We start from the raw sequence: 17630 nt of genomic DNA, 5'->3' as shown, positions 1-17630 counted from the left end.
CCACCCCTCATGGGTCCGGCCCTGGAAATAACAATAAAACTCTTGAGGAGTACTCGCTGTGGAAAGCCGCAAATCCGAAGCATCGACGCTGGAACTCTCGCCGCCCTTACGCACGGGCGTGCTGGAGCGCATCTTTAAACTCAGCTTGCATGGCACCACGGTGAAGACCGAGCTGATTGCCGGTCTGACAACCTTCATCACCATGGCTTACATCATCTTCGTCAACCCGAACATCATGGCCGATGCCGGGATCGATCACGGTGCAGCCTTCGTCGCCACCTGCATCGCCGCCGCACTCGGCTGCCTGCTGATGGGCCTGTACGCCAACTGGCCGGTGGGTCTGGCACCGGGCATGGGGCTCAACGCCTTCTTCACCTACACCGTGGTCGGCACCATGGGCTACAACTGGGAAACCGCGCTCGGTGCGGTGTTCGTCTCCGGTGTGCTGTTCATGATCCTGACCTTCTCGCGCATTCGCGAATGGCTGCTCAACAGCATTCCGGTCAGCCTGCGCTTTGCGATGGGCGCCGGTGTCGGTCTGTTCCTCGGCCTGATCGGCCTGAAAACCGCGGGCATCGTCGTCGACAGCCCGGCCACCCTGATCAAGCTCGGCTCCCTGCGTGAACCCGGCCCGCTGCTCGCCGCGATCTGCTTCCTGATGATCGCGATCCTCAGCTACCACAAGGTGTTCGGCGCGATCCTCATCAGCATCATCACCGTGACCCTGGCCGGCTGGGGCCTGGGCATCGTGCACTACGAAGGGATCATGTCGACCCCGCCAAGCCTGGCGCCGACCTTCATGGCGATGAACGTCGCAGGCGTGTTCAACGTCAGCATGATCAGCGTGGTCCTGGCCTTCCTCTTCGTGCACATGTTCGACACCGCCGGCACCCTGATGGGCGTCGCCCAGCGCGCCAATCTGGTCAACGCTGACGGCCGCATCGAAAACCTCTCCCGCGCCATGAAAGCCGACAGTGCCTCCAGCGTCTTCGGCGCCGTGGTCGGTGTGCCTCCCGTGACAAGCTACGTGGAAAGTGCCGCCGGTGTGGCCGCTGGTGGTCGGACTGGTCTTACCGCAGTCACCGTAGGTGTGCTATTTATAGCCGCGATGTTTTTCGCACCGCTGGCCGGCATGATTCCCGCTTACGCCACCGCCGGTGCGCTGATTTATGTAGCGATGCTGATGATGGGCGGCATGGCCCATATCGAGTGGGACGAAGCCACTGATGCCATTCCGGCGATCGTCACCGCGATCATGATGCCGTTGACCTTCTCGGTCGCCGACGGCATCGCGCTGGGCTTCATCACCTACGTGGCGTTGAAGGCCGGTACCGGCAAGTACAAGGAAATTTCGGTCAGCCTGTGGGTGCTCTGCGCGATCTTCATCGCCAAGTTCATCTTCTTGTAAGCGCCACGCGGTTCAAGCGTCAAAACAGCCTCACCCTCGCGGGTGGGGCTTTTGCACATTCTTGAGTACAACAAAAAGAGGAGGAAAGTGATGAGTCTGGAGACCTGGCTGCTGTTCAGCGGCGCTGCATTGGTGGTGATCCTGATTCCCGGGCCGCTGTCATTGCTGATGATCAGCAACAGCCTGAACTACGGTTTGCGCCGTTCGTACCCGGCGTTTCTTGGCGGCGTGATCGCCTCGATCTGCCTGCTCAGCGCCTCGGCGCTGGGCCTCGGCGCCCTGCTGCTGGCGTCGGAGCAGCTGTTCAGCGCCTTGAAGATCGTCGGCGCGCTGTACCTGTTCTACCTCGCATGGCAGAGCTGGCAGCAATCGCGTCAGCCGTCGGTAGGCGCCGAAGTGCCGCAAGCCGCGCCGGTCCCGCGATTCCGCACCCTGTTTGGGCGCGCCTTCGTATTGGGTGCGAGCAATCCGAAAGACATCCTGTTCTTCGCCGCGTTTCTGCCGCAGTTCCTCAGCGCGCAACAGCCGTTCCTGCCGCAGTTGCTGATCATGATTGCGACCTGGGTGGTGCTCGACCTGTGCTGCAAACTGGCTTACGGGCTGGGCGCGCATGGCGCGGCGCGGTATCTGCGTAGCGGCAAGGGGCAGAGCTGGTTCAACCGGGTGAGTGCCGGGTTGTTCAGTGGTGCCGGCGCTGCGTCGCTGTTGAGCCGTTAAAAGCATCGCTGGCAAGCCAGCTCCCACAGGTTTAGGGGTGCTCACATTTTTTGTGTACGGCCCGGACACTGTGGGAGCTGGCTTGCCAGCGATGGCGTCAGACCAGACACCACTTTTTCAGGGTCGAAAAAAAGCCCGCAGTGTGAGCGGGCGAAAGACCAAAGAAGCTATATGCGCAGTCGCTTCCCGGTGGGGGCAGCTGCTTGGGGGTCAGCTGCCCCGATAGGTGGAATAGCTGTAAGGCGAGATCAGCAACGGCACGTGGTAGTGATCCTGTTCAGCGCTGATGCCGAACCGCAGCACCACCACATCGAGGAACGCCGGTTCCGGTAGCTGAACGCCACGGGCGCGGTAGTAATCGCCGGCGTGGAACTGCACTTGATAGACCCCGGTGCGGTAGTCATCGCCTTGCAGCAGCGGCGCATCGACCCGGCCATCGCTGTTGGTAATCGCACTGGCGACCAATTCCAGGTGCGAACCTTCAACGCGGTACAGCTCGACCTTGATCGAGCTGCCCGGGCAACCGTGTGCAGCGTCCAAAACGTGTGTTGTCAAACGTCCCATTGATTCTGCGCGCCTGGCCGCAAAGAGCAGTCAGACTTCGCGCCTCCCGAAGTCAGGTAAAAAGGAGACCGCACCGATTCGGAGCACGAAAAGCTGCGGCGAGCGACTGATTAAGACACTTTTCAAAAAAATTGTACACAATAAAAACGACATTTTTCGCATCACCCCCGCCATTCGGGTGTTTACCCTTGATCTGCCCCCCAAGTGCCTGGCTATTGAACCTGCGATCCATTAGCTGACTGATCAGGCAGGTTTCTTGCAGGCTCACGCCATTAACAGCAAAAGATGACAGTCGGTGAAAAATGCGAAAATTCAGGCTTACAAATTGCGAATAAAGTTGTATACAATCAGCCCATCGCTGTGACGCCAGCCTGCTTACTCACCGCCAGGCCGCCACACCCTCTGTCAACGAATAAGAAGGAAGACTGCAGTGAGCGCTGACTACCCACGCGACCTGATCGGTTACGGCAGTAACCCTCCTCACCCACACTGGCCGGGCAATGCCCGCATCGCCCTGTCCTTCGTGCTCAACTACGAAGAAGGTGGCGAGCGCAATATTCTGCACGGTGACAAAGAGTCCGAAGCCTTCCTCTCCGAGATGGTTGCCGCCCAGCCGCTGCAAGGCGCGCGCAACATGAGCATGGAATCGCTTTACGAGTATGGCAGCCGTGCCGGCGTCTGGCGGATCCTCAAGCTGTTCAAGGAATTCGACATCCCGCTGACCATCTTCGCCGTGGCCATGGCCGCTCAGCGCCATCCGGATGTGATCCGTGCGATGGTCGAGGCCGGCCACGAGATCTGCAGCCACGGCTACCGCTGGATCGACTACCAGTACATGGACGAGGCGCAGGAGCGCGAGCACATGCTCGAAGCGATCCGCATCCTCACCGAACTCACCGGCGAACGCCCACTGGGCTGGTACACCGGCCGCACCGGCCCGAACACCCGGCGCCTGGTGATGGAAGAAGGCGGTTTCCTCTACGACTGCGACACCTACGACGACGACCTGCCCTACTGGGAGCCGAACAACCCGACCGGCAAGCCGCACCTGGTGATCCCGTACACCCTCGACACCAACGACATGCGCTTCACGCAAGTTCAGGGTTTCAACAAGGGTGACGACTTCTTCGACTACCTCAAAGACGCGTTCGACGTGCTCTACGCCGAAGGTGCCGAAGCGCCGAAGATGCTCTCGATCGGCCTGCACTGCCGCCTGATTGGCCGTCCGGCTCGCCTCGCTTCGCTCAAGCGCTTTATCGAATACGCCAAAAGTCATGAACAGGTGTGGTTCAGCCGTCGCGTCGACATCGCGCGCCACTGGCACGAAACCCACCCGTACCAAGGGGCCGCCAAATGAGCCGCTTTCAAACCCTGCAACCGTCGAGCCTGAGCCGCGACGCCTTCGTCAAAGCCTTCGCCGACATCTACGAACATTCGCCATGGGTGGCCGAGAAGGCCTATGACCTGGGCGTGGACGCGTCGATCGACGAGATCGAAACCCTGCACCAGCGCATGAGCGACATCCTGTTGAGCGCCGATCACGCCAGTCAGCTGGCGTTGATCAATGCTCACCCGGACCTGGCCGGCAAAGCTGCCGTCCAGGGCCAACTGACCGAAGCCAGCACCAATGAACAGGCGGGCGCCGGTATTCACCAATGCACGGCCGAAGAGTTCCAGCGCTTCACCGAGCTGAACGACGCCTACAAGGCCAAGTTCAAGTTTCCCTTCATCATGGCGGTAAAAGGCAGCAACCGGCATCAGATCCTCGCGGCGTTCGAAACGCGCATTCACAACTCGGTCGACACCGAATTCAAATGCGCGCTGGCGGAGATCAACAAGATCGCCCTGTTCCGTTTACTGACTCTTTAGCGAAGCCTGACCCGAGTGCATCAGACGCGGAGAGCACCCAGGGTCTTGCAAGCATCCCCAGCCAACTTATTAAAGGCAGACAAGAAGAATGAAAGCTTACGCCGTACCTTTCGAGAAGTTCGTCAACCTGGCCGATGCCCGTCTGGGCACCAAAATCATCTCGGTCACCGATGACTGGTTCGCAGACGCCAATCGTCTGTTTCAGCCGACCCCGGCCGTGTGGAAGGAGGGTGTGTTCGACGACAACGGCAAGTGGATGGACGGCTGGGAATCGCGTCGCAAGCGCTTTGAAGGCTACGACAGCGCGGTGATCCGCCTGGGCGTACCGGGTTCGATCAAAGGCGTGGACATCGACACTTCATTCTTCACCGGCAACTTCCCGCCATCGGCCTCGCTGGAAGCGTGCTTCCTGGCCTCGGGCGAGCCGGACGAAAACACCCAGTGGACTGAAGTGCTGTCGGCCGTCGAGCTGCAGGGCAACAGCCACCACTACCACGAAATCAGCAACGACAAAGCCTTCAGCCACCTGCGCTTCAACATCTACCCGGATGGCGGTGTGGCCCGTCTGCGCGTGTACGGCATTCCGTTCCGCGACTGGTCCGCTGTTGGCGACAACGAACAGGTCGACCTGGCTGCTGCCCTCAACGGTGGCCGCGCCCTCGCCTGCTCCGACGAACACTTCGGTCGCATGAGCAACATCCTCAATCCGGGCCGTGGCATCAACATGGGCGACGGCTGGGAAACCGCACGTCGTCGCACGCCAGGCAATGACTGGGTGATCGTCGCACTGGGCCACCCGGGCGAGATCGAAAAAATCATCGTCGACACCCTGCACTTCAAGGGCAACTACCCGGACACCTGCTCGATCCAGGGCGCGTTCGTCAAGGGCGGCACCGACAGCCAGATCGAAACCCAGTCGCTGTTCTGGCGTGAACTGCTGCCGAGCCAGAAGCTGGAAATGCACGCCGAACACACCTTCGTCGAGCAGATCAAGGCACTGGGCCCGATCACCCACATCCGCCTGAATGTGTTCCCGGACGGTGGTGTGAGTCGCCTGCGCGTTCTCGGCAAGGTCGCTAAATAAGCAGTGAAGCCATTCGCGAGCAGGCTCGCTCCCACAGGGGATTGCATTCCAAGGGTGGGAGCGAGCCTGCTCGCGAAAGCGTCAGAACAGTCAACACAGAATCCGGATAAGAAGAACAGCATGCGCACACTACAGATTGAACCGCTGACCAAAGAAGCCTTCGCCCCCTTCGGTGACGTGATCGAAACCGACGGCAGCGATCACTTCATGATCAACAACGGTTCGACCATGCGCTTCCATAAACTGGCGACGGTCGAAACCGCTACGCCTGAGGACAACGCGATCATCAGCATCTTCCGCGCCGACGCGCAGGACATGCCGCTGACCGTGAGCATGCTGGAACGCCATCCGCTGGGCAGCCAGGCTTTCATTCCGCTGCTCGGCAACCCCTTTCTGATCGTGGTCGCGCCACTTGGCGATGTACCTGTATCAGGCTTGGTCCGCGCCTTCGTCACCAACGGCAGGCAGGGCATCAATTACCATCGCGGCGTCTGGCACCACCCGGTGCTGACGATCGAAAAGCGGGATGACTTCCTGGTGGTTGATCGCAGTGGCACAGGCAATAACTGCGATGAGCATTTTTTCAAAGAGGATGAGCGTTTGATCCTCGCCCCCCACCAATAAGAGAAGGTCTGATCACTCGACAACAAGAGTGGCAGGCGAGAGGTAAAGACTGTGGAAGCACATCTGTTGGAATGGCTGAACCTGAGCGTGCGCTGGGTTCACATGATCACTGGCGTGGCCTGGATCGGCGCGTCGTTCTACTTCGTCTGGCTGGAGAACAACCTCAACCGCGTCAACCCGAAAACCGGCCTGGCCGGTGATCTGTGGGCGATCCACGGCGGCGGTATCTATCACCTGGAAAAATACAAACTGGCCCCACCGTCGATGCCGGAGAACCTGCACTGGTTCAAATGGGAAGCCTACTTCACCTGGATGTCGGGGATCGCGCTTCTGTGCGTGGTGTTCTACTCCAACCCCGTGCTCTACCTCGTGGCACCCGGCAGCGGCCTGACCGGTCCTGAAGGCGTGGCCATCGGCATCGGTTCGCTGATCGCCGGCTGGTTCATCTACGACTTCCTCTGCGATTCGGCACTGGGCAAGAAACCCGCCCTGCTCGGCTTCATCCTGTTCGTGCTGATCATCGGCGCGGCGTATGGCTTCAGCAAAGTGTTCAGCGGTCGTGGTGCGTACCTGCACGTCGGCGCGATCATCGGCACCATCATGGTCGGCAACGTGTTCCGCATCATCATGCCGGCGCAGCGTGCACTGGTCGCGGCCATCGCCGAGAACCGTACGCCGGACCCGGCGCTGCCAGCCAAGGGCCTGCTGCGTTCGCGTCACAACAACTACTTCACCCTGCCGGTGCTGTTCATCATGATCAGCAACCACTTCCCGAGCACTTATGGCAGCCAGTACAACTGGCTGATCCTGGCCGGGATCGCGGTGTTGGCGGTGTTGGTGCGTCACTACTTCAACACCCGTCATGACAGCCACAAGTTTGCCTGGACCCTGCCAGTGGCAGCGGTGGGCATGATCACCCTGGCGTACGTCACCGGCCCTGCGCCGATGCCGACCGCGCCGGACGTGGCCAAGGCACCCGCGAAAATCGAGTACCAGCCGCTGCCGGAAACGGCACTGGGCGGTGGCGCGAAACCGGCTGAAGCGGCGGCACCTGCAGCGCCAGCCGCTCCGGCGGCCCCTGCTGCTGCACCGGCGCAAGCGTCCAACGCCGGTCCTGCGTTCGACAAGGTGCACAACGTGATCCAGGAACGCTGCGCGGTTTGCCACTCGGCCAAACCAACCAGCCCGCTGTTCAGTGCGGCGCCCGCCGGTGTGATGTTCGACACCCCCGAGCAGATCCGCCAGAACGCGGCGCGGATCCAGGCGCAAGCCATCACCACACAGATCATGCCACTGGGCAACATCACGCAGATGACCCAGCAGGAACGTGACCTGATCGGTGCCTGGATCGCCCAGGGAGCACAGACCAACTAAGCAACAAAGCTTCGCGAGCAGGCTCGCTCCCACAGAGATCGCGCATTTCCTGTGGGAGCGAGCCTGCTCGCGAATCGCCTTAACGCGGTTTTACCTGATGCAAAGCAACAGCTGTGAGCCACCCGGCAGCTGTTCAATCACAAGAATAAAAAGATCCGAGGTGTTGCATGTCCGAGCTGTCCAAAGCGCGCATCCCCGACGCACCCGCCATTCAGCGTTTGCCCCTTTTGCAACTGATCCTGGTCGGTTTGCAACATGTTCTGCTGATGTACGGCGGTGCCATCGCGGTGCCGCTGATCATCGGACAGGCCGCTGGCCTGAGTCGTGAAGAAATTGCCTTCCTGATCAACGCTGACCTGCTGGTCGCTGGCGTCGCCACCATTGTCCAGTCGCTGGGTATCGGCCCGATGGGCATCCGCATGCCGGTGATGATGGGCGCCAGTTTTGCCGCGGTCGGCAGCATGGTCGCCATGGCCGGCATGCCCGGTATCGGTCTGCAAGGCATCTTCGGCGCAACAATCGCTGCCGGATTCTTCGGCATGCTCATCGCGCCGTTCATGTCCAAGGTCGTGCGCTTCTTCCCGCCGCTGGTCACTGGCACGGTCATCACCTCGATCGGTCTGTCGCTGTTCCCCGTGGCCGTGAACTGGGCCGGTGGCGGTGCCGCCGCAGCGCAATTCGGTTCACCGGTTTATCTGGCCATCGCCGCCCTGGTGCTGGCGACCATTCTGCTGATCCATCGCTTCATGCGCGGTTTCTGGGTCAACATTTCCGTACTGATCGGCATGTGCATCGGCTACGTGCTCTGCGGCGTGATCGGCATGGTCGACCTGAGCGGCATGGCCAACGCGCCATGGATTCAGTTCGTCACCCCGCTGCACTTCGGCATGCCGAAATTCGAACTCGCACCGATCCTGTCGATGTGCCTGGTGGTGGTGATCATTTTCGTCGAGTCCACCGGGATGTTCCTGGCGCTGGGCAAGATCACCGGCCAGGAAGTCTGCCCACGGATGCTGCGACGCGGCCTGCTGTGCGATGCCGGCGCCTCCTTCGTGGCCGGTTTCTTCAACACCTTCACCCACTCCTCGTTCGCGCAGAACATCGGCCTGGTGCAGATGACCGGCGTGCGCTGCCGCTCGGTAACCATCGTCGCCGGTGGCCTGCTGATCGTGCTGAGCCTGCTGCCGAAAGCCGCGTTCCTCGTGGCGTCGATTCCGCCAGCGGTGTTGGGCGGTGCGGCGATTGCGATGTTCGGCATGGTTGCCGCGACCGGAATCAAGATCCTCCAGGAAGCCGACATCGGTGACCGGCGCAACCAGTTGCTGGTGGCAGTGAGCATCGGCATGGGCCTGATCCCGGTGGTGCGTCCGGAGTTCTTCGCGCATCTGCCGATGTGGATGAGCCCGATCACCCACAGCGGCATCGCCATGGCCACGCTCAGCGCACTGACGCTGAACCTGCTGTTCAACATCCTCGGCGGCGCCGAGCGCGCAGCGATCAACGACTGTCACGCGCATCAGCATTAAGGAAGTCACCCCAAAACCTTGTGGGAGCGAGCCTGCTCGCGAAAGCGCTGTGTCATTAAACAGTGATGGCGACTGACACGCCCTCTTCGCGAGCAGGCTCGCTCCCACAGGGGACGTGCAACACCCTGCCTCAACAATAAAAACAAGAGGGAGCAACAGATGATTCGCACGCAAACCAACGTTCTGTTGAGTGGCGGCCTGCTGGCCGCGAGTCAGGCCATGGCCGGCGATTTACTGCTGTGGCAGACCAACAGCCTCAGCTATCTGTACGGCAAGAACTTCGCGATCAATCCGTCGATCCAGCAGACGGTGACGTTCGAGCACGCCGACAAGTGGAAGTACGGCGACAACTTTCTGTTCGTCGACAAGATCTTCTACAACGGTCAGGAAGACCGCAATAAAGGCCCGCACACCTTCTACGGCGAATTCACCCCGCGCTTGTCGTTCGGCAAGATCTTCGACCAGAAAATCGAGTTCGGCCCGATCAAGGACGTGCTGCTGGCGATGACCTACGAGTACGGCGAGGGCGACAGCGAGGCCTACCTGATCGGCCCCGGCTTCGACCTCAAGGTGCCCGGCTTCAACTACGTGACCCTGAACATCTTCCGTCGCCAGACCGAAGGCCCGCGCCCTGGTGACGGCGTATGGCAGATCACCCCGGGCTGGTCGTACAGCGTGCCGCTGGGCAATTCCGACCTGCTGATCGATGGCTATCTGGACTGGGTTGTCGACAACGACCAGAACTCGCGCGGCACCTACCACGCCAATCTGCACATCAATCCGCAGATCAAATACGACCTGGGCAAAGCCTTGGGCTGGAGCCACAAGCAACTGTACGTCGGCACCGAGTACAGCTACTGGAAGAACAAGTACGGAGTCGAAAGCAGCCACAACCTCGACACCAACCAGAACACCGCCAGCCTGCTGGTGAAGGTGCACTTCTAAGATGGCCCGCAACCGTGCCCCATACCTGTCGTCGGTGCTCTGTTGCGGGGCACTTGAGACCTGGCCGAGGAGTCAGTATTCTCCGCGGCCTCTTGAATTCGGTCTAAAAAAAAGCCCGAATTTAATTCCTGACCAACGGGCCAACTTATCCCGGCCCCGGTCAGTACCGAGGCATCCCGAAAACACGCGCAATCGACTGTTTTTCAGCAGCCGAACGGGCGTTTTTTTGCTTTTCGAAAGCCTTGGCTCAGCTCTTGCTAACAGCATCAAAGCTGACCGGTCGGATGACTTTTGCAGCGACGAAAAAAGGCGCCACACCAGAGCGCCGATCTTAAAAAAATAAACGTGGAACACCTACTTTGGGAGCAACCGAATGAAACGTATGTGCACCAGCCTGATGCTCGCGGGATCGATGTTGGCCGGCGGCGAGGCCATGGCCGATGGCCTGCTGCAATGGCAGAACAACAGCCTGACCTACCTTTACGGCAAAGACTTCAAGGTCAACCCGGCAATCCAGCAGACCGTCACCTTCGAGCACGCCGACGCCTGGAAGTACGGGGATAACTTCCTGTTCGTCGACAAGATCTTTTACAACGGCAAGCCAGATGGCGGCGTCGGCAACAACACCTATTACGGTGAGTTCCAGCCGCGCATTTCGCTGGGCAAGATGCTGGACCAGAAGCTCGAATTCGGCCCGATCAAAGACGTGCTGCTGGCGATGACTTACGAGTTCGGTGAAGGCGACGTCGAGTCCTACCTGATCGGTCCTGGCTTCGACCTGGCGATCCCGGGTTTCGACTACTTCCAGCTGAACTTCTACCAACGTCACACCGAAGGCTCGCGCCCGGGTGACAACGTCTGGCAGATCACCCCGGTCTGGTCCTACACCATCCCGGTTGGCAGCTCGAACGTGCTGATCGACGGCTACATGGACTGGGTCGTCGACAACGACGTCAACAGCAAAGGCGAATACCACGCCAACCTGCACTTCAACCCACAGGTCAAATACGACCTGGGCAAGGCCCTGCATTTCGGCGAGAAGCAACTGTACGTCGGTGTTGAATACGACTACTGGAAAGACAAGTACGGGATCGACGACACCCGTGGCTTCACCACCAATCAGAACGTGACCAGCTTCCTGGTGAAGTTCCACTTCTGATAAAGATCAAAAGATCGCAGGCTTCGCCAGCTCCTGCAGGGATAGCGCATTCCAATGTAGGAGCTGCCGCAGGCTGCGATCTTTTGCCTTTAAGAAGTTAACCCCAAAAACCGGCACAGTTCCTCGCGCTTGGCCAACGCATCGCGTCGTCCCAGGTCAATCAGCTCGCTGCAATACCCCGCCTCGAACAGCAGATAACTCAACACCCCTGCCCCACTGGTCTTGGTCGCCCCCGGTCCGCGCAAGAACAAGCGCAGCGCCGCCGGCAATTCCTGGCGATGCCGCGCCGCGATTTCATCGATCGGCTGACTCGGCGCAATCACCAGCACCTCCACCGGCGCCACGCCCAGTTCGCGCGTCGGTACGCCCTCGGGCATCAGGTGACTGAACTGGTTCAGGCGCTGCAGCAACTCGATGTCGCTCTCCAGGCTGTCGATGAATGTGCTGTTGAGCATGTGCCCGCCGATCTGCGCCAGCGTCGGCTGCTGCCCGGTGTAAGCGCGCTCCAGCGGCTGCTGTGGATCGAAACCGCGCGGGTTGCCACTCACGCCCACCACCAGCACCCGGCTCGCGCCCAGATGCAAGGCTGGGCTGATCGGTGCCGATTGCCGCACAGCGCCGTCACCGAAATATTCCTCACCGATTTTCACCGGCGCAAACAGCAACGGGATCGCCGAACTGGCGAGCAGGTGGTCCACCGACAACTGCGCCGGCACGCCGATTCGCCGATGGCGCAGCCACGCATCGATCTTGCCGCCGCCCTGATAGAACGTCACCGCTTGCCCCGACTCGTAGCCGAACGCGGTCACCGCCACCGCATGCAATTGCTTGCGCGCGATGGATTCGGCGATGCCCGGCATGTGCAGTTTTTCATTGAGCAGGTCGCGCAGCGGCGAACTGTTGAGCAGCGCCACCGGCAATTGACGACCGATGCCGAGCAAGCTGTGACTGACAAAGCGGCTGGCCTGACGGATCACCCCGGGCCAGTCGCTGCGCAACACCCGATGGCTGCGAAAGCCCTGCCAGAACAGTGTGAGGCGTTCGATGGCGGCGCGAAAATCACTGGCGCCACTGGCCAGGCTGACCGCGTTGATCGCCCCGGCCGAGGTGCCGACGATCACCGGAAACGGATTGTCCGCCCCCAACGGCAGCAATTCGGCAATCGCCGCCAGCACCCCCACCTGATACGCCGCCCGAGCCCCGCCGCCGGAAAGAATCAAACCTGTGACCGGTTCAGCTGGGCTCATCGCAACGCTCCATGGTGCCTAAAGGAATGGGTCGATCAACGGCGACGCTTGGCGTACAACTTCGGCTCGCCCGGTGGACGGCTCTTGAAGCGACGGTGTGCCCACAAGTATTGCTCAGGGCAGGCGCGCAACGCACTTTCCACCCACTGATTGATACGGATGCAGTCGGATTCCTCGGTATCGCCCGGGAAGTCTTCCAGCGGCGGATGGATCACCAACCGGTACCCGCTGCCGTCGGCCAGACGCTGCTGAGTGAACGGCACCACCAGCGCCTTGCCCAGACGGGCGAATTTGGTGGTCGCGGTCACGGTCGCCGCCTGAATGCCGAACAGCGGCACAAAGATGCTTTGCTTGGCGCCGTAGTCCTGATCCGGTGCGTACCAGATTGCCCGGCCCGAGCGCAGCAACTTGAGCATGCCGCGCACGTCGTCGCGTTCCACCGCCAGCGAGTCGAGGTTGTGTCGCTCGCGGCCGCGACGCTGGACGAAGTCGAACAACGCGTTCTTGTGCTCGCGGTACATGCCGTCGATGGTGTGTTGCTGGCCGAGCAGCGCGGCGCCGATTTCCAGCGTGGTGAAGTGCGCCGCCATGAGGATCACGCCCTTGCCTTCGCGCTGGGCCTTTTGCAAATGCTCCAGCCCTTCGACGTGCGCCAGTTTCGCCAGACGCTCGCGGGACCACCACCAGCTCATCGCCATTTCAAAAAACGCGATGCCGGTGGAGGCGAAGTTCTCCTTGAGCAGGCGTTTGCGCTCGGCGGCGGACTTTTCCGGGAAGCACAGCTCAAGATTGCGCTTGGCAATGCGCCGCCGGTCGCCGGCCACGCGATACATCAAGGCACCAAGGACGCGACCGATCGTCAGTAAAACCGGATACGGCAACTGCACGACCAGCCACAACAGCCCCAGACCGCACCAGAGCGGCCAGAAGCGGGGAGAAAGATAGGCTTTTCGAAAACGCGGGCGATCCATTAAAGCTTCCGTAAATACAGTGGCCGCGCATTCTACATCGTTCGACCCGGCTTGCGGCTCGCGGGCGTTCTCGTTATAAGTCTCGGCACTTTTAGTGACAAGCCGTTGTATGCCGATATGAGCCAAAACGAATCGCCAGACCAAGATCCCGTGTTCCAGTTGAAGGGCAGCATGCTGGCCATTACGGTGCTGGAGTTGTCCCGCAACGACCTCGACAGCCTTGATCGGCAACTGGCGGCCAAAGTCGCCCAGGCGCCGAACTTCTTCAGCAATGCACCGTTGGTCCTGGCGCTGGACAAACTGCCGCCGGGTGAAGGCGCAGTCGACCTGCCCGGGCTGATGCGCGTGTGCCGCCAGCATGGCCTGCGCACCCTGGCCATCCGTGCCAGCCGTATCGAAGACATCGCCGCCGCCATCGCCATCGACATCCCGGTGCTGCCGCCGTCCGGCGCCCGTGAGCGACCGCTGGAAGCCCCGGAACCGGAAGTCAAAAAGAAACCGGAAAAGCCGCCGGAGCCGACCGTCAAACCGACCCGAGTTATCACTACGCCAGTACGTGGTGGCCAACAGATATACGCCCAGGGTGGCGATCTGGTCGTGGTGTCTTCGGTCAGCCCGGGGGCGGAACTTCTCGCCGATGGCAACATCCATGTATACGGCCCGATGCGTGGTCGCGCACTGGCCGGCGTCAAAGGCGATACCAAGGCCCGGATTTTCTGTCAGCAATTGAGCGCTGAACTCATCTCCATCGCCGGGCATTACAAGGTTTCCGAAGATTTGCGTCGAGATCCGCTGTGGGGCTCCGGCGTACAGGTCAGCCTGTCGGCCGACGTGTTGAACATCATTCGGCTTTAACGGATACTGCCGCATTTTCCAAGCATCTCTAAAACGTAGCGAAAACGGCTCAAACGAAGTAGGAAAAAGGATCAAGGAGTGTTTGCCCCCGGCAAGTGCGACTTGCGCCGAATTCCAGCCAAGGCTGTCCGACTGCAGTAGTTTTCAAGAGATGTTTTTCAGGGGCTGAACAGTCCTTCTTCCTTAGGGGTGAAACACCTTGGCCAAGATTCTCGTGGTTACATCCGGCAAGGGTGGTGTGGGTAAGACCACCACCAGCGCCGCTATCGGTACCGGCCTCGCTCTGCGCGGCCACAAAACAGTGATCGTCGACTTCGACGTGGGCCTGCGTAACCTCGACCTGATCATGGGTTGCGAGCGTCGCGTGGTGTATGACTTCGTCAACGTGGTCAACGGCGAAGCCAACCTGCAACAGGCACTGATCAAAGACAAGCGCCTGGAAAACCTTTACGTGCTGGCCGCCAGCCAGACCCGCGACAAAGACGCGCTGACTCAGGAAGGCGTGGAAAAAGTCCTGATGGCGCTCAAGGAAGACTTCGACTTCGTGGTCTGCGACTCCCCGGCGGGCATCGAGAAAGGTGCGCACCTGGCCATGTATTTCGCCGACGAAGCGATCATCGTGACCAACCCGGAAGTGTCTTCGGTACGTGACTCCGACCGCATGCTGGGCCTTTTGGCCAGCAAATCGCGTCGCGCCGAAAAAGGCGAAGATCCGATCAAGGAACACCTCCTGCTGACCCGTTACAACCCGCAGCGCGTCAGTGATGGCGAGATGCTCGGCGTCGAAGACGTGAAGGAAATCCTGGCGGTGGCCCTGCTGGGCGTCATCCCTGAGTCGCAGGCAGTCCTGAAAGCTTCCAACTCGGGTGTCCCGGTAATTCTCGACGACCAGAGCGACGCCGGTCAGGCCTACAGCGATGCCGTTGATCGTCTGCTGGGCAAAGAAAAAGAACATCGTTTCCTCGATGTTACGAAGAAGGGATTCTTCGAGCGCCTGTTTGGAGGTAGGTAATGAACCTTTTTGACTTCTTTCGTGCCAACAAAAAGCCAAGTACCGCCTCGGTAGCGAAAGAGCGTCTACAGATCATCGTGGCGCATGAGCGCGGCCAGCGCAGCACACCGGATTACCTGCCAGCCTTGCAGAAGGAACTGGTCGACGTGATCCGCAAGTACGTCAACATCGGCAACGACGACGTACATGTTGCACTGGAAAGCCAGGGCAGTTGCTCGATTCTGGAACTCAACATCACCCTGCCAGATCGCTGAGTCGATCCGGCAGGAACGACGGCGGTTCAGGGCCATCCCTATACGGGAATGGTCCTGAACCGCCGTTGGCATTTGTTACGAGGCTGTTTTAATGCCGTTGTCCAACATCCGCATCATTCATCAGGACGCCGCCGTACTGGTGGTCGACAAACCGACGTTGCTGCTATCGGTGCCCGGTCGCGCCGACGACAACAAGGACTGCCTGATTACCCGCCTGCAGGAAAACGGCTACCCGGAAGCACGCATCGTCCATCGCCTGGACTGGGAAACCTCCGGCATCATTCTGCTGGCTCGCGACGCTGATACCCACCGCGAACTGTCGCGGCAGTTTCACGATCGTGAAACAGAGAAAGCCTACACTGCCCTGGCATGGGGTCAGCCGGACCTGGACAGCGGCAGCATCGACCTGCCCCTGCGCTACGATCCGCCGACCAAACCGCGGCACGTGGTCGACCACGAATTCGGCAAACATGCACTGACCTTCTGGCGCGTCCTGGAACGTTGCGGCGATTGGTGCCGCGTCGAACTGACACCGATCACCGGTCGTTCGCACCAGTTGCGCGTGCACATGTTGTCCATCGGCCATCCGCTGCTGGGCGACGGGCTCTACGCCCATGAGCAGGCCTTGGCCGCCTGGCCGCGTTTGTGCCTGCACGCGAGCATGCTGAGCTTCACCCACCCGCAAACCGGCGAGCGCCTGCGCTTCGAATGCCCGGCGCCGTTTTAAGTGTTGCCTGAGCGGCAGCGCTGCAGTTAAGACAAGGATTCAGTTTCGGATGAGTTGTATCGACACCCTGGCGACACCTCCCAAGAAGGTTCGTCACCAGCTGCTTTACCTGATTTACGGCAATCAGGATGTGTACCGGCGCGAAGCCAAGTTCAGCATCCTGACCGCGCTGTCCCAAGCCAAAAATGGCGAGCGTCCGGCGATCCGCATCCTCACCGATCGTCCCGACGACTATGCCGGCTGGCCGGTCGACACGGTGTTGCTGGACGCCGCGACCCTGACTCGCTGGCAAGGCACTCACGGTTATCACCACCGCCGCAAGGCCTGCGCCATCGCGGCGGGCATGCAGTGGGCGGAAAAGACCTTGTTCGTCGACACCGACACCCTGTTCATCCGCCACCCGAGCCAGTTGTTCAAATTCATCGAGCCGAACCGCTCGGTCATGGATCGCTTCGAGTACGACTGGAAAGACGTGCACCGGCGCGCCGACTATCAAAAACTCGGTCGTGACCTGCGCAGCCACGGGGTGACCCCGGATAATGGCTTCAAGCTCTACAACAGCGGCCTGTGTGGCGTGACCGAGGGTGATTCGGCGCTGTTCGAAGCATCGATCCGTCTGATCGATGAATGGACCCTCGGCGGCTTTGAAATCCACACCATCGAGCAGATCGCCCTGTCGTACGCCATGCGCGAGCGTCAGGTGGTGGAGGCGCGCAAACACGTCTACCACTACTTCGCAGAAAAACGTTTCTTCCACGCGATGCAGACGTATTTCTTCTCCCAGCACGGCGAGCAGTTCAGCCAGCGTCTGGTGGACCTGTGCACCGATGTGCCGCGGGTCAAACCATTCCCGTCCGCCTGGCGCCGCCTGAAAATCAAATGGAAGCTGCGCCATCAGAAAGGTGCCCTGCGCAAGGTCGGGCGCGATCTGCTGTACGGCAGCGCTGCGCCCGAGGATCCGTACTACAGCGTGTGCCGACACGAATGGTGGGAATGTGCCTCGCGGGAAATACTCCGCTGGGACGAAAGCCGTCAGAAAAAACTGCTGAGCCAGAGCCCATGGCCGCAACAGTTGCCGCGCCCGGACAAGCCGGAAGACGAAAAACTGATCATGAGCTATCTGAAAAAGCGCGTGACCGCGGCCCGCTGAACAGCACTTTTCTCTGCAGGCGCTGTGGCACGCGGCGATCTTTTGATTGTGTTGGTTGAAATCCAGATCAATGGATCGCAGCGTGCCGCAGCGCCTACAGGAATCGGCTTCGGATTCAATTCCCCGGCCGATGCGTTAAACTCC

At 60.4% G+C, this 17630-nt stretch carries 18 protein-coding genes; 15 read left to right on the top strand and 3 right to left on the bottom strand.

Translation table 11 applies throughout. From position 1 onward, the window contains the following. The first annotated feature begins 58 nt into the window (after positions 1–58). Both HBN98_RS27205 and HBN98_RS27200 read left to right on the top strand, forming a co-directional pair. Entirely contained in the window at positions 59–1408 is a 1350-nt protein-coding gene (locus tag HBN98_RS27205; RefSeq protein ID WP_027613339.1) for an NCS2 family permease, read from the top strand. A gap of 90 nt (positions 1409–1498) precedes the next feature. Next, positions 1499–2125 carry a LysE family translocator gene (locus tag HBN98_RS27200; protein ID WP_064586707.1) on the top strand — a complete coding sequence of 209 codons (627 nt, stop codon included), beginning with the start codon at positions 1499–1501 and terminating at the stop codon, positions 2123–2125. A 210-nt stretch (positions 2126–2335) separates the two neighbouring features. On the opposite strand, the gene uraH is transcribed toward HBN98_RS27200, so the two are convergent. After that, a complete protein-coding gene (gene uraH / locus HBN98_RS27195; protein ID WP_003223171.1) occupies positions 2336–2689 on the bottom strand; it encodes a hydroxyisourate hydrolase in 354 nt (117 codons plus the stop codon). A gap of 430 nt (positions 2690–3119) precedes the next feature. Between uraH and puuE the strand changes: the two genes are divergently transcribed. The 8 genes from puuE to HBN98_RS27155 all read left to right on the top strand — a co-directional run bounded on the left by puuE (position 3120) and on the right by HBN98_RS27155 (position 11270). Continuing rightward, entirely contained in the window at positions 3120–4046 is a 927-nt protein-coding gene (gene puuE, locus HBN98_RS27190) for an allantoinase PuuE (protein WP_083366531.1), read from the top strand. After that, positions 4043–4558: a 2-oxo-4-hydroxy-4-carboxy-5-ureidoimidazoline decarboxylase gene (gene uraD, locus HBN98_RS27185; protein WP_064586706.1), complete on the top strand. Its 516-nt coding sequence runs from the start codon at positions 4043–4045 to the stop codon at positions 4556–4558. The genes puuE and uraD overlap by 4 nt, the downstream gene beginning before the upstream one ends. A gap of 88 nt (positions 4559–4646) precedes the next feature. Beyond that, positions 4647–5642 carry an allantoicase gene (alc, locus tag HBN98_RS27180; protein WP_007960036.1) on the top strand — a complete coding sequence of 332 codons (996 nt, stop codon included), beginning with the start codon at positions 4647–4649 and terminating at the stop codon, positions 5640–5642. Positions 5643–5762: 120 nt separating this feature from the next. Then, a complete protein-coding gene (locus HBN98_RS27175) occupies positions 5763–6266 on the top strand; it encodes an ureidoglycolate lyase (protein WP_041068829.1) in 504 nt (167 codons plus the stop codon). A 51-nt stretch (positions 6267–6317) separates the two neighbouring features. Continuing rightward, complete coding sequence (locus HBN98_RS27170) at positions 6318–7640, top strand: urate hydroxylase PuuD (RefSeq protein ID WP_027613343.1); 1323 nt, start codon at positions 6318–6320, stop codon at positions 7638–7640. 167 nt (positions 7641–7807) lie between these two features. Continuing rightward, complete coding sequence (locus HBN98_RS27165; protein ID WP_083366532.1) at positions 7808–9166, top strand: nucleobase:cation symporter-2 family protein; 1359 nt, start codon at positions 7808–7810, stop codon at positions 9164–9166. A 159-nt stretch (positions 9167–9325) separates the two neighbouring features. Further along, positions 9326–10111: an outer membrane protein OmpK gene (locus HBN98_RS27160; RefSeq protein WP_064586703.1), complete on the top strand. Its 786-nt coding sequence runs from the start codon at positions 9326–9328 to the stop codon at positions 10109–10111. Between the two features lie 373 nt (positions 10112–10484). Further along, entirely contained in the window at positions 10485–11270 is a 786-nt protein-coding gene (locus HBN98_RS27155; protein WP_083366533.1) for an outer membrane protein OmpK, read from the top strand. A gap of 89 nt (positions 11271–11359) precedes the next feature. Here the strand turns inward: HBN98_RS27155 and HBN98_RS27150 are convergent, their stop codons facing one another. Together HBN98_RS27150 and HBN98_RS27145 are read right to left on the bottom strand one after the other, a co-directional pair. Further along, the gene (locus HBN98_RS27150) at positions 11360–12517 is read right to left on the bottom strand and encodes a patatin-like phospholipase family protein (RefSeq protein WP_064586701.1); all 1158 of its coding nucleotides are present in this window, start codon (positions 12515–12517) and stop codon (positions 11360–11362) included. Between the two features lie 35 nt (positions 12518–12552). After that, the gene (locus tag HBN98_RS27145; RefSeq protein WP_083366534.1) at positions 12553–13488 is read right to left on the bottom strand and encodes a lipid A biosynthesis lauroyl acyltransferase; all 936 of its coding nucleotides are present in this window, start codon (positions 13486–13488) and stop codon (positions 12553–12555) included. A gap of 117 nt (positions 13489–13605) precedes the next feature. Here HBN98_RS27145 and minC point away from each other — a divergent pair, with 117 nt between their 5' ends. The 5 genes from minC to HBN98_RS27120 all read left to right on the top strand — a co-directional run bounded on the left by minC (position 13606) and on the right by HBN98_RS27120 (position 17486). Continuing rightward, positions 13606–14343 (top strand): septum site-determining protein MinC, encoded by a 738-nt coding sequence (gene minC, locus HBN98_RS27140; protein WP_045122352.1) that lies wholly within the window; start codon positions 13606–13608, stop codon positions 14341–14343. A 199-nt stretch (positions 14344–14542) separates the two neighbouring features. Next, positions 14543–15355, top strand: a complete 813-nt coding sequence (gene minD, locus HBN98_RS27135) for a septum site-determining protein MinD (RefSeq protein WP_064586698.1) — start codon at positions 14543–14545, stop codon at positions 15353–15355. Continuing rightward, a complete protein-coding gene (gene minE, locus HBN98_RS27130) occupies positions 15355–15609 on the top strand; it encodes a cell division topological specificity factor MinE (RefSeq protein WP_003223146.1) in 255 nt (84 codons plus the stop codon). The genes minD and minE overlap by 1 nt, the downstream gene beginning before the upstream one ends. Before the next feature lie 91 nt (positions 15610–15700). After that, on the top strand, positions 15701–16336 hold the full coding sequence (locus HBN98_RS27125) for an RluA family pseudouridine synthase (protein WP_083366535.1): 636 nt from the start codon (positions 15701–15703) through the stop codon (positions 16334–16336). A gap of 49 nt (positions 16337–16385) precedes the next feature. Then, positions 16386–17486, top strand: coding sequence for a hypothetical protein (locus tag HBN98_RS27120; RefSeq protein ID WP_083366536.1), 1101 nt, complete (start codon positions 16386–16388; stop codon positions 17484–17486). Positions 17487–17630: the final 144 nt, after the last annotated feature.

The organism is Pseudomonas koreensis (assembly GCF_012986595.1).
In the GTDB taxonomy this organism is placed as follows: domain Bacteria; phylum Pseudomonadota; class Gammaproteobacteria; order Pseudomonadales; family Pseudomonadaceae; genus Aquipseudomonas; species Aquipseudomonas koreensis.
Note: the sequence above shows the minus strand (reverse complement) of the source record. Positions and strands in the feature narration are given on the sequence as shown.

Excerpts from the sequence above, each read along its gene's own strand:
- HBN98_RS27200 (WP_064586707.1), top strand. The coding sequence starts at position 1,499 with ATGAGTCTGGAGACCTGGCTGCTGTTCAGCGGCGCTGCATTGGTGGTG.
- uraH (WP_003223171.1), bottom strand. The coding sequence starts at position 2,689 with ATGGGACGTTTGACAACACACGTTTTGGACGCTGCACACGGTTGCCCG.
- uraD (WP_064586706.1), top strand. The coding sequence starts at position 4,043 with ATGAGCCGCTTTCAAACCCTGCAACCGTCGAGCCTGAGCCGCGACGCC.
- alc (WP_007960036.1), top strand. The coding sequence starts at position 4,647 with ATGAAAGCTTACGCCGTACCTTTCGAGAAGTTCGTCAACCTGGCCGAT.
- HBN98_RS27175 (WP_041068829.1), top strand. The coding sequence starts at position 5,763 with ATGCGCACACTACAGATTGAACCGCTGACCAAAGAAGCCTTCGCCCCC.
- HBN98_RS27165 (WP_083366532.1), top strand. The coding sequence starts at position 7,808 with ATGTCCGAGCTGTCCAAAGCGCGCATCCCCGACGCACCCGCCATTCAG.
- HBN98_RS27160 (WP_064586703.1), top strand. The coding sequence starts at position 9,326 with ATGATTCGCACGCAAACCAACGTTCTGTTGAGTGGCGGCCTGCTGGCC.
- HBN98_RS27155 (WP_083366533.1), top strand. The coding sequence starts at position 10,485 with ATGAAACGTATGTGCACCAGCCTGATGCTCGCGGGATCGATGTTGGCC.
- HBN98_RS27150 (WP_064586701.1), bottom strand. The coding sequence starts at position 12,517 with ATGAGCCCAGCTGAACCGGTCACAGGTTTGATTCTTTCCGGCGGCGGG.
- HBN98_RS27145 (WP_083366534.1), bottom strand. The coding sequence starts at position 13,488 with ATGGATCGCCCGCGTTTTCGAAAAGCCTATCTTTCTCCCCGCTTCTGG.
- minC (WP_045122352.1), top strand. The coding sequence starts at position 13,606 with ATGAGCCAAAACGAATCGCCAGACCAAGATCCCGTGTTCCAGTTGAAG.
- minE (WP_003223146.1), top strand. The coding sequence starts at position 15,355 with ATGAACCTTTTTGACTTCTTTCGTGCCAACAAAAAGCCAAGTACCGCC.
- HBN98_RS27125 (WP_083366535.1), top strand. The coding sequence starts at position 15,701 with ATGCCGTTGTCCAACATCCGCATCATTCATCAGGACGCCGCCGTACTG.
- HBN98_RS27120 (WP_083366536.1), top strand. The coding sequence starts at position 16,386 with ATGAGTTGTATCGACACCCTGGCGACACCTCCCAAGAAGGTTCGTCAC.